We start from the raw sequence: 16,961 nt of genomic DNA, 5'->3' as shown, positions 1-16,961 counted from the left end.
TGCCATGGACCTTGCCTACATTCCCAGCCCGTCGACCGGCGTGATCAACCTCGGACCGATCCCGCTGCGCGGCTATGCCTTCTGCATCATCATCGGTGTCTTCGTCGCCGTCTGGTACGGCAACAAGCGCTGGATCGCCCGGGGCGGCACCGCCGGCACCGTGGCCGACATCGCCGTCTGGGCGGTGCCCTTCGGCCTCGTCGGCGGGCGCCTGTACCACGTGATCACCGACTACCAGCTGTACTTCAGCGAGGGTGAGAACTGGGTCGACGCCTTCAAGATCTGGGAGGGCGGCCTCGGTATCTGGGGTGCCATCGCGCTCGGCGCGGTGGGTGCCTGGATCGGCTGCCGCCGCCGGGGCATCCCGCTCCCGGCGTACGCCGACGCCATCGCCCCCGGCATCGCCCTCGCCCAGGCCATCGGCCGCTGGGGCAACTGGTTCAACCAGGAGCTCTACGGCAGGCCGACCGACCTGCCCTGGGCGCTGAAGATCACCGAGAGCGCGAACCGCGAGGCCGGGCTGTACCACCCGACCTTCCTCTACGAGTCGCTCTGGTGCGTCGGTGTCGCCGTCCTCGTCGTCTGGGCCGACCGCCGCTTCAAGCTCGGCCACGGGCGCGCCTTCGCGCTGTACGTCGCCGCGTACTGCGCGGGTCGCGGCTGGATCGAGTACATGCGCGTCGACGAGGCGCACCACGTGCTCGGCCTCCGGCTGAACGTCTGGACGGCCATCGTCGTCTTCGTGCTCGCGGTGACCTACATGGTGGTCTCGGCGCGGATCCGGCCGGGACGCGAGGAGATCGTGGAGCCCAGGGCCGAGAAGGCGGACAAGGCCGAGAAGGCGGAGAAGTCCGGGGAGAGCGCGGAGGGTGTCGACGGCGACGCCGATGGCGACGCCGACCTGGATCTTCGGTCCGACGCGCCCGAGGACGCCGTCTCCGACGCGGTCCCGCACTCCGACGAGGACGTGGACCACGGCGCCGGCAACGGCGCCGGATCGGCCGCCAAGGGCTGACCCCCTGCCGTCACAGGGCCGCCGGGACCGAGAGGTTCCGGCGGCCCTTTCGCGTACGGGGGTACGGAGGTCAGGCCGTGCGGGAGGCGAGGGCCAGCACCCGGTGGGCGCCCTCGACGACCGCCGCGTCGACGAAGCGGCCGTCGGCGAGGGCCAGGGCGCCCCGGTCCGTCCCGGCCGCCGCGACCACCTCCCGTGCCGCGTCGACCTCCTCCGGGGTGGGCAGGTAGGCCCGCTCGATGACGGGGAGCTGGCGTGGATGGATCGCCGCCCGGCCGAGGAAGCCCATCGCCCGGCCCCGGGCGCAGCCGGCGGCCAGCGCGTCCAGGTCGCCGATGTCGGGGTGGACCGACTGGGCGGGGGGCGGCAGGGCCGCCGCGCGGGCCGCCACCACCAGGCGTCCGCGGGGCCAGTCGAGGCCGCTGTCCTCGCGTACTCCCAGGTCGGCGCGGAGATCGGCCTCGCCGAGCGCGATGCCGCGCACGGCGGGGTGGGCGGTGGCGATGGCGTAGGCGTGCTCCACGGCGAGGGCGTTCTCCAGGAGCGGGTAGAGGGGGAGACCGGGGGCGAGGCCGGCGATCCGGTGGATGTCAGTGGCGTGTGTCACCTTGGGTACACGGAGACCGCAGAGGCCGGGGAGGGGGGCCAGGGTGGGAATGTCGTGCGGGGAGTGGACGCGGACGTGCACCGGTACGGGGTGGGCGTCGGCGAGCAGATCGACCGTGGCGTCCAGGGCGTACGCCTTGCGGTGCGGGGCGACCGCGTCCTCCAGGTCGACGATCACGACGTCGGCGCCGGAGGCCAGGGCCTTGCGGACGACCTCGGGGCGGTCGCCCGGTGCGTACAGCCAGGTGAGGGGGGTGCGCGGGCGCCCGGCGCCGCCGGTACCGCTCGTATCGCTCATACCGCTCCCCGGGCGCGGAGGGCGGCGATCTCGGCGGGGGTGAGGCCGAGCTCGGTGAGGACGTCGTCGGTGTCGGCGCCGTGCGGGCGGCCGGGCCAGCGGATCGCGCCGGGCGTCTCGGACAGCCGGAAGAGCACGTTCTGCATCCTGAGCGGGCCGAGTTCCGGGTCCTGCACCTCGGTGACGGTGCCGAGCGCCTGGAACTGCGGGTCGTCGAGGACGTCCCGGACGTCGTAGACCGGGGCGATGGCGGCCTCGGCCTTCTCGAAGGCGGCCATGGCCTCGTCGCGGGTGTGGCGCGCGATCCAGCTGCCGACCGCCTCGTCGAGGACCTCCGCGTGCGCGGCGCGGCCCGTGCCGTCGGCGAACCACGGCTCGTCGATCAGCTCCGGGCGGCCGACGAGGCGCAGCACGCGCTCGGCGATCGACTGGGCGGAGGTCGAGACGGCGACCCAGGAGCCGTCGGCGGTCCGGTAGGTGTTGCGTGGGGCGTTGTTGCGGGAGCGGTTGCCGGTGCGGGGCTGGACGTAGCCGAGCTGGTCGTACCAGAGGGGGTGGGGTCCGATGACGGAGAGCATCGGTTCGATGATCGCCATGTCGACGACCTGGCCGCGGCCGGTCGTGGTCCTGGCGGTGAGCGCGGTCATCACCGCGTATGCGGTGGCGAGGGCGGCGATCGAGTCGGCCAGGCCGAAGGGGGGCAGGGTGGGCGGGCCGTCGGGCTCGCCGGTGATGGCGGCGAAGCCGCTCATCGCCTCGGCGAGGGTGCCGAAGCCGGGGCGGTGGGCGTACGGGCCGAACTGGCCGAAGCCGGTGACGCGGGTGAGGACGAGACGCGGGTTGACGGTGGAGAGCTCCTCCCACCCCAGACCCCAGCGTTCCAGGGTGCCGGGCCGGAAGTTCTCCACGATGACGTCGGCCTCGGCGGCGAGTCCGAGGAGCGTGTCGCGGCCGCCCGGGGTGGAGAGATCGAGGGTGATCGTCCGCTTGTTCCGGCCGAGGACCTTCCACCACAGGCCGACGCCGTCCTTGGCGGGGCCGTGGCCGCGGGACGGGTCGGGCTTGCGGGGGTGCTCGACCTTGACGACGTCGGCGCCGAAGTCGCCGAGCATCGTGGCGGCGAGCGGGCCGGCGAAGAGGGTCGCGAGGTCCAGGACCCGCAGCCCGCGGAGGGGCGGCGCGGCAGGATCGGGTGTCGTGGGGGCGTGCTGCGTGGTGGTCATACGGGATCGGCCTCCAGGTCGCCGAGGGAGCCGAAGGCCGCCTCGATCTCGGTCCGGTACGGCATCGAGGTCGACGCGCCCTCGCGCTGGACGGAGAGCGCGGCCGCGGCCTGCGCCCAGGCCAGCGCCTCCGGGACGGGCCGGCCCTCGCCGAGGGCGACCGCGAGCGCGCCGACGAAGGTGTCGCCGGCCGCGGTGGTGTCCACGGCCCTGACGCGGGGGGCGGGCACGGCGACCGGCTCGGCGCCGCGCGCCGCGTAGAGGCTGCCGGCCGAGCCCAGGGTGACGACGACCGCGGGGACGTCCCGCAGCAGGGCCTGGGCGGCGGCGCGCGGGTCGGTGTGCCCGGTGAGCGCGGCGGCCTCGTGCTCGTTCGGGACCAGCAGGTCGGTGGCGGCGAGGAGTTCGGGAGGGAGCCGCTGGGCGGGAGCGGGCGTGAGGACGGTGCGGACGCCGAGGCGGCGGGCGTACGCGGCGCCCTCCGTGACGACGGAGAGGGGCAGTTCGAGCTGGAGGAGCAGGGCGTCGGCGGTGCCGATGAGGGCCTCGTCGCCGTGGCTGAGGGAGGTGACGGTGGCGTTGGCGCCGGGGACGACGACGATCGCGTTGCCGCCCTCGTCGTCGACGACGATGTGGGCGGTGCCGGAGGGGCCCTCGGCGGTGCGCAGGAGGTCGGTGTCGACGGCGCAGTGCTCCAGGTTGGCCCGGAGGCGGGTGCCGAAGTCGTCCGCGCCGACCGCGCCGATCATCGCCACCTCGGCGCCGGCGCGGGCGGCGGCGACGGCCTGGTTGGCGCCCTTGCCGCCGGGGACCGTGCGGAAGGCGCGGCCCGTGACCGTCTCGCCGCGGGCGGGGGCCCGCGGTACGTAGGCGACGAGGTCCATGTTCGTGCTGCCGAGTACGACGATGCTGGTCATGGGCGTACTGCCTCCAGGTGTGTCAGTTCGGCCAGGGTGTCGAAGCCGATGCCGTCGAAGGACGGGACCGAGGTCGCGAGCCGGTTCTTGAGGGGGGCGGTCCACCGCTCGGGCAGCCGGTCGGGGTGCCCGGCGAGCAGCCCGGCGACCGAACCGGCGGTGGCGCCGTTGGAATCGGTGTCCCAGCCGCCGGAGACCGCCGCGCAGACGGAGCGGGAGAAGTCGCCGTCGCCGTGGGTGAGGGCGGCGGCGAGGAGCGCGGCGTTGGGGACGGCATGGACCCAGTGGTACCCGCCGAGCTCGGTGTGCAGGCGGTCGACGACGGTGTCGAAGTCGCGTTCCTCGCGGGCGGACGCGACGCCCAGGCGGACGGCCCCGGCGAGGCGGGAGCGGGGCGGGACGACGGCGAGTCCGGCGGCGAGCGAGCGGTGCACGTCGGCGGTGCCGGTCGCGGCGGTGGCGAGGGTCGCGGCGACGAACATGGCCCCGTAGACGCCGTTCGCGGTGTGGGTGAGGGCCGCGTCCCGGTAGGCCTGCGCGGCGGCGGCGACCGGGTCGCCCGGGTGGGTCCAGCCGTGGACGTCCGCCCGGATCTGGGCGCCGATCCACTCGCGGAAGGGGTTGCGGCGGACGGCGGTGAGCGGGGGTTCGACGCCGTCGAGAAGGTTGCGGTAGGCGAGGCGCTCGGCCGTGAAGGTGCGGCCGGCGGGGAGTTCGTCGAGCCAGAGGCGGGCGACGTCGGCGGTGGTGAAGCCCCGGCCGTACCGCTGGAGGAGCAGCAGGTTGAGGAGGGGGTAGTTGAGGTCGTCGTCCTCGGGCATCCCGTCGATGTTCTCGGCGAGGGAGGTGGCGGCGGAGCGGCGGTTCCAGGGATGCGCGGCGAGCAGCTCGGGCGGTACGCCGCGGGCGGTGAACCAGGTGGAGAGGGGCCAGTTGCCGGTGGCGCGGGCGAGGGCGCGGATGGCGGTGAGGGGCAGCTTCTCGACGGGCTTGCCGAGCAGGCACCCGGCGGCCCGCCCGAGCCAGGCGGCGTGCAGGCGGTCGAGGAGGGCGCCGGAGCCCGGGCCCGGCGAGGGGCGTCGGGCGGGCGGGGGAGGGTGCGGGGCCGCGGCCCGGATCTCGGGGAGGGAGGTCGGCTCGTCGCCCGACAGGGGGGAGGGGAGGGCCGCCAGGGCGTCCAGGAGTTCCTCCGCGAGGGGGCGGAGGTCCGGGCGGGGACGGTCGGACGCGCCCGCCGTGGCCGGGGCGGTCGGGCCACCCGCCCCGTACCAGCGGGACGCCAGGGCGCGGGCGTCGCGGCCGTCCTCCGCGGCCTGGCGGAGCTCGTGGCCCACCAGGTCCTCCGGCTGCACCCAGGTCACCCGGAGGTTCACCGGTCCGCGCCCGTCAGTGTCGCGAACGCCGACTCGTGCGCCCGGCGGAGCTCCACGTCCCGGGCGAAGACCTCGCGGGCCACCCGGGCCAGCGCGGCCGCCGGGGCGTGCAGGTCGAGCCGGCTCGCCTCCGCGACGCGCTTCGCCCAGTCGACCGGCACGGCGGCCTCGCCGTGCAGCGCGCCGGTGATCGCCCCCGCCATCGTGGCGATCGAGTCGCAGTCGCGGCCGTAGTTGACGGCGCCGAGGACCGTACGCCGGAAGTCGCCCTCGCCGACGAGCAGCATGCCCAGGGCGATGGGCAGCTCCTCGATCGCGTGGAGCCGGGAGGGGCGGCGGGCGCCGAGGGAGGGGGAGCGGTAGTCGGGGCCGACCGTGTCGAAGGGGGCCACCGCCGCGCGGAGCGGGGCGAGGGCGGACTCGAAGTCCGTGTGCCGGACGGCCACTTCGGCGACGGCCTCGATCGCCGAGCGGGTGCCGTCCTTGGCGAGTGCGAGGACCGTGTCGACGACCGAGGAGGGCGTGGCGCCCGGCGCGCAGGCCGCGGCGACGGCCGCCGCGAACACGCCGGCCGCCTCCCGTCCGTACGAGGACTGGTGGGCGCCGGCGACGTCGAGGGCCTCGGCGTAGGCGGCCGCGGGGTGGGCGGCGTTGACGAGTCCGACCGGCGCCATGTACATCGCGGCGCCGCAGTTGACGATGTTGCCCTCGCCGGCCTCGCGCGGATCCACGTGCCCGTAGTGCAGCCGGGCCACGAGCCACTTCTCGGCGAGGAAGATCCGCTGGAGGGGGAGGGCCTCGGCCTCCAGCTCCGGGATCCAGACCGGGGAGCCCATGAGTTCGGGGACGAGGAAGTCCGCGACCGCGTACGCGTCGAGGTGGCCGCGGACCTTCTCGTACACCCGGATCAGGGCGTGGGTCATCAAGGTGTCGTCGGTGACGTGCCCGTCGCCCTTGTGGTACGGCGCGATGGGGCGGGCGGTGCGCCAGTCCTCGCCGTTCCAGGGGCCGACGATCCCGGTGACGCGGCCACCGTGGCGCTCCAGGATCTGCTGGGGGGTGTAGCCCTCGACGGGGCCGCCGAGAGCGTCGCCGACGGCGGCCCCGAGGAGGCTTCCGGTGATCCGGTCATCCAGGGTGGGCACATCCAGTGTGGGTGTCATGTCGGAATTGTCCACCTGGGGAGGCCGGTTCCGTGGCTCCCAGGTGCCCGGCGAGTTCGACCAGATCCGTCCCGGCGAGCCACGGCAGCGCGCATCCCGCGAGCGTCCGGCAGGCCTCGCGCCAGGTCGCCGGCACCGAACGGCCGCCGCCCAGAGCGCCGGTGAGGGCGCCGACGAGGGCGGGGGCGGAGTCCGCGACCCGGGAGAGGCAGACGGCGGCCGGCACGGCGGCCGTCATCTCGCCCCGGGCGGCGGTCGCGAGGGCGAGGGCGACCGGGACGGTCTCGGCGGCGGCGATCCCGTAGCTGTAGACGTGGTCCACGATCTGGTGCTCCAGGAGCGGGACCAGTTCGAAGGCCGAGACGGCGGTCCGGGCCAGCTCCACCGCGTACCGGGCGTTGCGGCCGATCTCGGTGGCGGGCGGGAGTTCGGCGAGCGCCGCGCCGACGGCCTCGTCGACCGTCGCCCCGCCGAGGGCCGAGGCGACGGCCGCGGCCGTCGCGCGGGCGCCGTGGACGCCGTCCCCGTCCTGGGTGTACCGGGCGTCGAACTCGGCGAGTTCGGCGGCGGCGCGCGGGTCGCCGGGGTGGACGACGGCGAGGACGGCGGCCCGGACGCAGGCGGCGTCGTCGAAGTAGTGCGGGTTGTCGTGGCCGGTGGCGGGCGGGCGCAGGCCCGTGGCGAGATTGCCGAGGCCGGCGCGGACGGAGATCCGGGCCCGGAGGGGGAGGACGGCGGACTCGACCTCGGGAGCGCGGTCGGCGGCGGCCGCGACCTGGCCGGCGAGGGCGTTCCAGGCGAGGTCGACGGCGGCGCGGAGGCGGCGGTCCGGGGAGAGGCCGGCGAAGACGGGACCGGCGGCGGCGAGCACCGCCTCGGCGGTGAAGGCCGCCCACTCGGCGTCGTCGGAGGGGCCGAGACGGAGGGGCTCGGGGGGCTGGTTGAGGGCGATCGGGACGGGGAGGGTGGTCGTCGCGTTCTGCTCGGCGAAGGTGTCGAGTTCGCGGGTGAGGCGGCGGGTCCACTCGGGCATGCGGGCGGCGCGGTGGCGGGCGGCGGGCCAGCCTGCCGCGTCGCCCGCGGCGAGGCCGAGGAGGAGCCCTTCGACCGCGTCGCGGCCCGGCCTGCGGGGGGCTTCGGCGTGCGGGGCCCCGTGGGTGCCGCCCCAGGTGCCGGTGACCCGTACCGGGGGTCGGTTCTGCGCGGCGAGGTCCGGCGGTTCGGCGCCCGGCGGCGGGGGCACCGCGAGGTCCGGCGGATCGGCGCCCGGCACCAGGTGCACCGAGAGGTTCTGCGGGTCACCGAGCAGGGGGCCGGAACCCGGCATCGGGGGCTGCGCCCACCCTCCCCCGGAGGGGGGACCCCCACGCCCTGCGGGACGACCGCCCACAGCGGCGGGGGAGGCGCCCGCGGCGGTGGGGTGGTCGCCCACCACGGTGCGGCAGTCGCCCGGCACGGTGGCGCGGTCGCTCGGGGCGGCGGCCTGGTCGCCCGGAGCGGCGGGACGGCTGCCCGCAGCGGTGAGACGGTCGCCCGCGGTGGGGCGGGGGTTCGGGTCCGGTGTGGCGAGGGTGGTCGTCAGGTCCGCGCTCATCAGGAGTCTCCCTCCGGGGTCAGGAGGTCTGCGACGTCCAGGATGTGATAGCCGCGCATGGAGGGCAGGCAGCTGCCCGTCACCGGGGCGATCGCCGTGGCCCAGTCCTCCGGGATGGAGTCCAGGCCGCCCGCCGCCCCGGCCAGGGCGCCCGCCACCGCCGCCGTCGTGTCGGCGTCGCGGCCCATGTTGACCGCCGTCAGGACCGCCGTGCGGAAGTCGCCGCGGGCCGCCGCGAAGGCGCCGAAGGCCAGGCCCACCGCCTCCGGGGCCAGGTCCGTCCAGGGGTAGCCGCCGATGACGACCGCCGAGCGGACCTGGCGTTCGCGGGTGAGCGGGTCCGGCTGGACGCGCTGGGCCGCGACCACCGCGCGGCGCAGGGAGCGGGCCGTCCAGGAGTCCATCGGGACGACGGAGAGCGCCGCCGCGATGACCGAGGTCACGCCCGCGCCCCCCATCGCCGCCGCGACGCCCGCCGCGACGGCCTGGCCCCCGTAGATGCCTTCTCCCTCGTGGCTGACGCTGCCGTCGATCGCGACCAGGCGCGCCGCCTCCGCGGGGCGGCCTGCGGCGAAGACGCCGAAGGGCGCGGCGCGCATCGCGAGCCCGTCGCTCCAGGCGTGGCGGTGCTGCGCGGAGATGGGCGCGGCGAGCCCCCGGCGGAGGTTCTCCAGCGTGCCGCGCTCGGAGAAGCCCGCGCCGCGGAAGGGGCCCTCGTCGAGGTCGGCGATCCAGTGGTGCCAGGCCCGTTCGACGTGGTGGACGGTGAGCGCCGAGCCGTGGCGGGCGAGGAGCAGGGCGGAGAAGATCGCGTACTCGGTGTCGTCGGTGCCCGCCGGACGGTCCGTCACGAAGCCCTCGATACGGCCCCATCGGCGGCGGATCTCCGAAGGCCGCATGTTCTCCGCGGGGGCTCCCAGGGCGTCGCCGACGGCGAGGCCGAGGAGCGCCCCCCTCGCCCGTTCACGCGTGTCGCATGCCGTGGTCGTCATTGTCGCGGCCCCTTCCTCGGTGGGGGCGCGCAGTTCGGCGCCCCGATGCCTGGATCTGTGCCACCGCCGGCCGTGAACTCGCCGAAGAAACGGTTCTGTCACCCGGCTGACGCCACGCCAGAAAGTGTCACTGTCGGTGAGGCAGGCCTTAGTAAGTACGGCCTGCCTTGCTGGCGGACCCCTTACATCGCGCGTATTTTCGAGGTGTTGGGGGCGGCGGGTGCGACCCGGCCCGCCGGAACGAGGGGAGAGCCATGTCCATCATCGAAGCTCAGGCACCACTGCACGAGGCGCACCGCGACAACCACACGCACCGTGACGTGAACGGCGGTTGGCTGCGCCCGGCGGTGTTCGGCGCGATGGACGGCCTCGTCTCCAACCTCGCCCTGATGACCGGCGTCGCCGGCGGCGCGGTGTCCACGCAGACCGTGGTCATCACCGGCGTCGCGGGGCTCGCCGCCGGCGCCTTCTCCATGGCGGCCGGCGAGTACACCTCCGTGGCCTCGCAGCGCGAGCTGGTCCAGGCGGAACTGGACGTCGAGCGCCGCCAGTTGCGCAAGCACCCCATCGACGAGATGGAGGAGCTCGCCGCGCTGTACGTGTCCCGGGGCGTCGAGCCCGCGCTCGCCCGCGAGGTCGCGATGCAGCTGTCGAAGGACCCCGAGCAGGCCCTGGAGATCCACGCCCGCGAGGAGCTCGGCATCGACCCGGACGACCTGCCGTCGCCGATGGTCGCCGCGGTCTCGTCCTTCGGCTCCTTCGCGCTCGGCGCCCTGCTCCCCGTACTGCCCTACCTGCTCGGGGCGACCGCGCTCTGGCCCGCCGTGCTGCTCGCGCTCCTCGGCCTCTTCGCCTGCGGGGCGCTGGTGGCCCGGGTGACCGCCCGCGGCTGGCTCTTCAGCGGGATGCGCCAGCTCCTCCTGGGCGGCGCCGCGGCCGCCGTCACCTACGGGCTCGGGATGCTCTTCGGGGCGGCGCTCTAGCCTGGCGCGGGCAAGGCCGGAGCGGCGGTGTCGCGGCTCCGGATATCGGAACGGATTCCGTACCCGTAGAGACGACCGGGAGGCCCCTCCAAGGGGCCTTTCCGGCATTTCCGGGCACCTTTTCGGGGCGTAAGGCGTGAATCGGCTGTGACGTATATCCCTGGCTCGATCCACCGTCGCGATGAGACACTATGCACGGCGCCACATAAGTAGCCGGTTACCCCGCGGTTTCGAACTCGTGACCAACGGGAATGAGGCATGAGCGTCGTCGGGCAATGAGGCCCACCCGGGCGGGCAATGAAGCCCGCCCAGCGACGGACCGCCGGCAGACCGGAGATCGCTCCGGCTCCTCCGGCCCGTCCCCGCGGGACAGCCCCTGTTCCCGCACCCCACAAGTGAGAACACACCACCACTGCGTGTCGGTGGTGTCCGCATGCTGGAACGAGCTATCCACTTCGCGAGAAGCCAGCCATCATGTAACCTGCACGAAATTTCGCGGAGGGCCAACGTCGTCCCTCGGCAGTTGCATATGCCACGACGACGACGGGAGAGCCGATGCGTTCCGACGCCTGGTCGCCCATGGACGGTCGCCCCGCTCCGCAGGGGATGTACGACCCCCGTAACGAACACGACGCCTGCGGTGTCGGGTTCGTGGCCACCCTCACCGGTGTAGCCAGCCACGCGCTGGTCGAGCAGGCGCTGACCGTACTGCGCAACCTCGAGCACCGCGGCGCCACCGGCTCCGAGCCCGACTCCGGAGACGGCGCCGGCATCCTTTTCCAGGTCCCGGACGCCTTCCTGCGCGAGGTCGCCGGATTCGAGCTCCCCGAGGCCGGCGCGTACGCCGTCGGCATCGCCTTCCTCCCCGAGGACGGCACGGACGAGACCGTCTCGAAGATCGAGACGATCGCCGCCGAAGAGGGCCTCACCGTCCTCGGCTGGCGCGAGGTCCCCGTCGCCCCCGAGCTGCTCGGCGCCTCCGCCCGCTCCACCATGCCGGTCTTCCGCCAGGTCTTCGTCGCCGACGGCGAGAACACGGGCATCGCGCTGGACCGCAAGGCGTTCGTGCTGCGCAAGCGCGCCGAGCGCGAGGCCGCGACCTACTTCCCGTCGCTCTCCGCCCGCACCATCGTCTACAAGGGCATGCTGACCACCGGCCAGCTGGAGCCCTTCTTCCCGGACCTGTCGGACCGCCGCTGCGCCTCCGCCGTGGCCCTGGTCCACTCCCGGTTCTCCACCAACACCTTCCCGAGCTGGCCGCTGGCCCACCCGTACCGCTTCGTCGCCCACAACGGTGAGATCAACACCGTCAAGGGCAACCGGAACTGGATGACCGCCCGCGAGGCCCAGCTCGACTCCCAGGTCTTCGGCGAGGGCTCGCTGGACCGGATCTTCCCGATCTGCACCCCGGACGCCTCCGACTCGGCCTCCTTCGACGAGGTCCTGGAGCTGCTCCACCTCGGCGGCCGCTCGCTGCCCCACGCGGTGCTGATGATGGTCCCCGAGGCGTGGGAGAACCACGACTCCATGGACCCGGCCCGCCGCGCCTTCTACCAGTACCACTCCACGATGATGGAGCCCTGGGACGGCCCGGCCTGCGTCACCTTCACCGACGGCGTCCAGGTCGGCGCGGTCCTCGACCGCAACGGTCTGCGCCCCGGCCGCTACTGGGTCACCGACGAGGGCCTCGTCGTCCTCTCCTCCGAGGTCGGCGTCCTCGACATCGACCCCGCCAAGGTCGTCCGCAAGGGTCGCCTCCAGCCCGGCAAGATGTTCCTCGTCGACACCGCCGAGCACCGCATCATCGAGGACGACGAGATCAAGGCCGGCCTCGCCGCCGAGCACCCCTACGAGGAGTGGCTGGAGACCGGCGAGATCGAGCTCTCCGACCTCCCCGAGCGCGAGCACATCGTGCACACCCACGCCTCGGTCACCCGCCGCCAGCAGACCTTCGGCTACACCGAGGAAGAGCTCCGCGTCATCCTCGCCCCGATGGCCAACACGGCCGGCGAGCCGCTCGGCTCCATGGGCACGGACTCGCCGATCGCGGCCCTGTCCGCCCGCCCGCGGCTGCTCTTCGACTACTTCACCCAGCTCTTCGCGCAGGTCACCAACCCGCCGCTGGACGCCATCCGCGAGGAGCTCGTGACGAGCCTCCGCTCCTCGCTCGGCCCCGGCAGCAACCTGCTGGAGCCCACCTCCTCCTCGTGTCGCAGCGTCACCCTGCCCTTCCCGGTGATCGACAACGACGAGCTGGCCAAGCTCATCCACATCAACGCCGACGGCGACATGCCCGGCATGAAGGCCGCGACCCTCTCCGGCCTCTACCGGGTCTCCGGCGGCGGCGAGGCCCTCGCCGCCCGCATCGAGGCGATCTGCGCCGAGGCCGACACCGCGATCGAGGGCGGCGCCCGCCTGATCGTGCTCTCCGACCGGCACTCCGACGCCGAGCACGCGCCGATCCCCTCGCTGCTGCTCACCGCGGCCGTCCACCACCACCTCATCCGCACCAAGCAGCGCACCAAGGTGGGTCTGCTGGTCGAGGCCGGCGACGTCCGCGAGGTCCACCACGTCGCCCTGCTCATCGGCTACGGCGCCGCGGCGGTCAACCCGTACCTCGCCATGGAGTCCGTCGAGGACCTGGTCCGCGCCGGCACCTTCATCGAGGGCATCGAGCCCGAGCAGGCCATCCGGAACCTGATCTACGCCCTCGGCAAGGGCGTCCTCAAGGTCATGTCCAAGATGGGCATCTCGACGGTCGCCTCCTACCGCGGCGCCCAGGTCTTCGAGGCCGTCGGCCTCGACGCCGAGTTCGTCGCCACGTACTTCAACGGCACGGCCACCAAGATCGGCGGCGCCGGTCTCGACGTCGTCGCCAAGGAGGTCGCCGCCCGCCACGCCAAGGCGTACCCCGTCTCCGGCGTCCCCTCGGCGCACCGCGCCCTGGAGATCGGCGGCGAGTACCAGTGGCGCCGCGAGGGCGAGCCGCACCTGTTCGACCCGGAGACCGTCTTCCGCCTGCAGCACGCCACGCGCAACAAGCGGTACGACATCTTCAAGAAGTACACGGACCGGGTGAACGAGCAGTCCGAGCGCCTCATGACGCTCCGCGGCCTCTTCGGCTTCACCTCGGACCGCGAGGCCATCTCGATCGACGAGGTCGAGCCGGTCGGCGAGATCGTCAAGCGGTTCTCGACGGGCGCCATGTCGTACGGCTCCATCTCCCGCGAGGCGCACGAGACCCTCGCCATCGCCATGAACCAGCTGGGCGCCAAGTCCAACACCGGTGAGGGCGGCGAGGACCCGGAGCGCCTGTACGACCCGGCGCGCCGCTCCTCCATCAAGCAGGTCGCCTCCGGCCGCTTCGGCGTCACCAGCGAGTACCTGGTCAACGCCGACGACATCCAGATCAAGATGGCCCAGGGCGCCAAGCCCGGCGAGGGCGGCCAGCTGCCCGGCCACAAGGTCTACCCGTGGGTCGCCAAGACGCGTCACTCGACGCCCGGCGTCGGCCTCATCTCGCCGCCGCCGCACCACGACATCTACTCCATCGAGGACCTGGCTCAGCTGATCCACGACCTCAAGAACGCCAACCCGGTCGCCCGCATCCACGTGAAGCTGGTCTCCGAGGTCGGCGTCGGCACGGTCGCCGCCGGCGTCTCCAAGGCCCACGCGGACGTCGTCCTGATCTCCGGCCACGACGGCGGAACGGGCGCCTCCCCGCTGACCTCGCTGAAGCACGCGGGCGGCCCCTGGGAGCTCGGCCTCGCCGAGACCCAGCAGACCCTGCTGCTCAACGGCCTGCGCGACCGCATCGTCGTCCAGACCGACGGCCAGCTCAAGACCGGCCGCGACGTCGTCATCGCCGCCCTGCTCGGCGCCGAGGAGTTCGGTTTCGCGACCGCGCCGCTCGTCGTCTCCGGCTGCGTCATGATGCGCGTCTGCCACCTGGACACCTGCCCGGTCGGCATCGCCACCCAGAACCCCGCGCTCCGCGACCGGTTCTCCGGCAAGGCCGAGTACGTCGTCAACTTCTTCGAGTTCATCGCCGAGGAGGTCCGCGAGCTCCTCGCCGAGCTGGGCTTCCGCACGATCGAGGAGGCCGTCGGCCACGCCGAGCTGCTCGACACCAGCCGCGCCGTCACCCACTGGAAGGCGCAGGGTCTCGACCTGGAGCCGCTCTTCTACGTGCCGGAGCTGCCCGAGGGCGCGGTCCGCCACGCCCTGATCGAGCAGGACCACGGTCTGGAGAAGGCCCTCGACAACGAGCTGATCCAGCTCGCCGCCGAGGCCCTGAACGCCGCCTCCGCCGAGGAGGCCCAGCCGGTCCGCGCCCAGGTCGCCATCCGGAACATCAACCGGACCGTCGGCACCATGCTCGGCCACCACGTGACGAAGAAGTTCGGTGGCGCGGGCCTGCCCGCCGACACCATCGACATCACCTTCACCGGCTCCGCCGGCCAGTCCTTCGGCGCCTTCCTGCCGAGCGGTGTCACCCTCCGCCTGGAGGGCGACGCCAACGACTACGTCGGCAAGGGCCTCTCCGGCGGCCGCGTCGTCGTCCGCCCGGACCGCGGCGCCGACCACCTGGCCGAGTACTCGACCATCGCGGGCAACACCATCGGCTACGGCGCGACCGGCGGCGAGCTGTTCCTGCGCGGCCGCACCGGCGAGCGCTTCTGCGTCCGCAACTCCGGTGCCCTGGTCGTCTCGGAGGGCGTGGGCGACCACGGCTGCGAGTACATGACCGGCGGTACGGCGGTCGTCCTCGGCGAGACCGGACGCAACTTCGCGGCCGGCATGTCGGGCGGTGTCGCCTACGTCGTCGACCTCGACCGGGACAACGTCAACTCCGGCAACCTGGGCGCGATCGAGACCCTGTCGGACGCCGACAAGGACTGGCTGCACGACGTCGTGCGCCGCCACCAGGAGGAGACCGGCTCGACGGTCGCGGAGAAGCTCCTCGCCGACTGGGACGCCGCGGCGGCCCGGTTCAGCAAGATCATCCCCACCACGTACAAGGCAGTGCTCGCCGCCAAGGACGCCGCTGAGCTCGCCGGTCTCTCCGAGACCGAGACCACCGAGAAGATGATGGAGGCGGCGACCAATGGCTGACCCCAAGGGCTTCCTGACCACCGGGCGCGAGGTCGCCAAGACCCGGCCGGTGGGCGAGCGAGTCAGGGACTGGAACGAGGTCTACGTTCCCGGATCCCTGCTGCCGATCATCAGCAAGCAGGCGGGCCGCTGCATGGACTGCGGCATCCCGTTCTGCCACAACGGCTGCCCCCTCGGGAACCTGATCCCCGAGTGGAACGACTTCGCCTACCGCGAGGACTGGTCGGCGGCGCAGGAGCGCCTGCACGCCACCAACAACTTCCCGGAGTTCACCGGCCGCCTGTGCCCGGCTCCGTGCGAGTCGGCGTGCGTGCTCGGCATCAACCAGCCGGCCGTCACGATCAAGAACGTCGAAGTCTCCATCATCGACAAGGCCTGGGACGCCAACGACGTCAAGCCGCAGGTGCCCGAGCGCCTGTCCGGCAAGACCGCCGCCGTCATCGGCTCGGGCCCGGCGGGTCTCGCCGCCGCCCAGCAGCTGACCCGGGCCGGCCACACCGTGGTCGTGTACGAGCGTGCCGACCGCATCGGCGGCCTGCTGCGCTACGGCATCCCCGAGTTCAAGATGGAGAAGCGGCACATCAACCGCCGCATCGAGCAGATGCGCGCGGAGGGCACCAAGTTCCGCACCGGCATCGAGATCGGCCGTGACCTGACGGCGACGGACCTGCGCAAGCGGTTCGACGCGGTGGTCATCGCCGCCGGCGCCACCACCGCCCGCGACCTGCCCGTCCCGGGCCGTGAGCTGGCCGGCATCCACCAGGCCATGGAGTACCTGCCGCTGGCCAACAAGGTCGTCGAGGGCGACTTCGTCGCCTCGCCGATCACCGCCGAGGGCAAGCACGTCGTCGTCATCGGCGGCGGCGACACCGGCGCGGACTGCGTCGGTACGGCGCACCGCCAGGGCGCGGCCTCGGTCACGCAGCTGGAGATCATGCCCAAGCCGGGCGAGGACCGGAACGCCGGCCAGCCCTGGCCGACCTTCCCCATGCTGTACAAGGTCACCTCCGCGCACGAGGAGGGCGGCGAGCGGGTCTACTCCGTCTCCACCACCCACTTCGAGGGCGACGAGGAGGGCAACGTCCAGTTCCTCCACCTCGTCGAGGTCGAGTTCGTCGAGGGCAAGCTGACCCAGAAGCCGGGCACGGAGCGCAAGATCCCCGCCCAGCTGGTCACGCTCGCGATGGGCTTCACCGGCACGGACGTGGAGAACGGCCTGGTCGCGCAGTTTGGTCTGGACCTCGACGAGCGGGGTAACATCGCCCGTGACGCGGACTTCGCCACCAACGTCGATGGCGTGTACGTCGCCGGTGACGCCGGCCGCGGCCAGTCCCTCATCGTGTGGGCCATCGCCGAGGGCCGCTCCGCCGCCCGCGGCGTGGACCGCTACCTGACCGGAGCGAGCTCGCTCCCGGCCCCGATCCGTCCGACGGACCGTTCGCTGACGGTCTGATCCCACCGGATCACCCTGTGGACGTCCCGTACAACGACGTGCGGAACTGAGCGCGGCGCCCCCCGAATGTCCCCGACCGGACGACTGGGTGGGCGCCGCGGTGCTCCCGTAAAAGGCCCTCAGCTGTCCGTCGTGGGACACGTCGTGGGTTCGACGGCGCGTACGGTTGCTCGTGGTGATGCGGTGCGCGTCGGTGGGCGCTGCCCAGTGTTCGTGGTGTCCGTGGCGC

At 73.4% G+C, this 16,961-nt stretch carries 11 protein-coding genes; 4 read left to right on the top strand and 7 right to left on the bottom strand.

Annotation, left to right across the window (positions count from 1 at the left end; genetic code table 11):
* The first annotated feature begins 4 nt into the window (after positions 1–4).
* The gene (lgt, locus tag ACF08F_RS04155) at positions 5–1,015 is read left to right on the top strand and encodes a prolipoprotein diacylglyceryl transferase (protein WP_392296940.1); all 1,011 of its coding nucleotides are present in this window, start codon (positions 5–7) and stop codon (positions 1,013–1,015) included.
* A 70-nt stretch (positions 1,016–1,085) separates the two neighbouring features.
* Here the strand turns inward: lgt and ACF08F_RS04150 are convergent, their stop codons facing one another.
* The 7 genes from ACF08F_RS04150 to ACF08F_RS04120 form a co-directional block, all read right to left on the bottom strand.
* Entirely contained in the window at positions 1,086–1,919 is an 834-nt protein-coding gene (locus ACF08F_RS04150) for an HpcH/HpaI aldolase/citrate lyase family protein (RefSeq protein ID WP_392296939.1), read from the bottom strand.
* Positions 1,916–3,142 carry a CaiB/BaiF CoA transferase family protein gene (locus ACF08F_RS04145; RefSeq protein WP_392296938.1) on the bottom strand — a complete coding sequence of 409 codons (1,227 nt, stop codon included), beginning with the start codon at positions 3,140–3,142 and terminating at the stop codon, positions 1,916–1,918. Before ACF08F_RS04145 ends, ACF08F_RS04150 begins: the two co-directional genes overlap by 4 nt.
* Positions 3,139–4,059 (bottom strand): ribokinase, encoded by a 921-nt coding sequence (gene rbsK / locus ACF08F_RS04140; protein ID WP_392296937.1) that lies wholly within the window; start codon positions 4,057–4,059, stop codon positions 3,139–3,141. The genes ACF08F_RS04145 and rbsK overlap by 4 nt, the downstream gene beginning before the upstream one ends.
* Entirely contained in the window at positions 4,056–5,432 is a 1,377-nt protein-coding gene (locus ACF08F_RS04135; protein WP_392296936.1) for an ADP-ribosylglycohydrolase family protein, read from the bottom strand. The genes rbsK and ACF08F_RS04135 overlap by 4 nt, the downstream gene beginning before the upstream one ends.
* Positions 5,429–6,595 carry an ADP-ribosylglycohydrolase family protein gene (locus ACF08F_RS04130; protein ID WP_392296935.1) on the bottom strand — a complete coding sequence of 389 codons (1,167 nt, stop codon included), beginning with the start codon at positions 6,593–6,595 and terminating at the stop codon, positions 5,429–5,431. Before ACF08F_RS04130 ends, ACF08F_RS04135 begins: the two co-directional genes overlap by 4 nt.
* Positions 6,561–7,922 carry an ADP-ribosylglycohydrolase family protein gene (locus ACF08F_RS04125; RefSeq protein WP_392297319.1) on the bottom strand — a complete coding sequence of 454 codons (1,362 nt, stop codon included), beginning with the start codon at positions 7,920–7,922 and terminating at the stop codon, positions 6,561–6,563. Before ACF08F_RS04125 ends, ACF08F_RS04130 begins: the two co-directional genes overlap by 35 nt.
* Positions 7,923–8,188: 266 nt before the next feature.
* Positions 8,189–9,181 carry an ADP-ribosylglycohydrolase family protein gene (locus ACF08F_RS04120; protein WP_392296934.1) on the bottom strand — a complete coding sequence of 331 codons (993 nt, stop codon included), beginning with the start codon at positions 9,179–9,181 and terminating at the stop codon, positions 8,189–8,191.
* 254 nt (positions 9,182–9,435) lie between these two features.
* On the opposite strand from ACF08F_RS04120, the gene ACF08F_RS04115 reads away from it, so the two are divergent.
* The 3 genes from ACF08F_RS04115 (at position 9,436) to ACF08F_RS04105 (ending at position 16,732) form a co-directional block, all read left to right on the top strand.
* Positions 9,436–10,164, top strand: coding sequence for a VIT1/CCC1 transporter family protein (locus tag ACF08F_RS04115; protein ID WP_392296933.1), 729 nt, complete (start codon positions 9,436–9,438; stop codon positions 10,162–10,164).
* A gap of 555 nt (positions 10,165–10,719) precedes the next feature.
* On the top strand, positions 10,720–15,279 hold the full coding sequence (gene gltB / locus ACF08F_RS04110; protein WP_392296932.1) for a glutamate synthase large subunit: 4,560 nt from the start codon (positions 10,720–10,722) through the stop codon (positions 15,277–15,279).
* Positions 15,272–16,732: a glutamate synthase subunit beta gene (locus ACF08F_RS04105; protein WP_392296931.1), complete on the top strand. Its 1,461-nt coding sequence runs from the start codon at positions 15,272–15,274 to the stop codon at positions 16,730–16,732. Before gltB ends, ACF08F_RS04105 begins: the two co-directional genes overlap by 8 nt.
* The last annotated feature ends 229 nt before the right edge of the window (positions 16,733–16,961 follow it).

The organism is Streptomyces sp. NPDC015130, from assembly GCF_043080005.1.
GTDB lineage: Bacteria > Actinomycetota > Actinomycetes > Streptomycetales > Streptomycetaceae > Streptomyces.
Note: the sequence above shows the minus strand (reverse complement) of the source record. Positions and strands in the feature narration are given on the sequence as shown.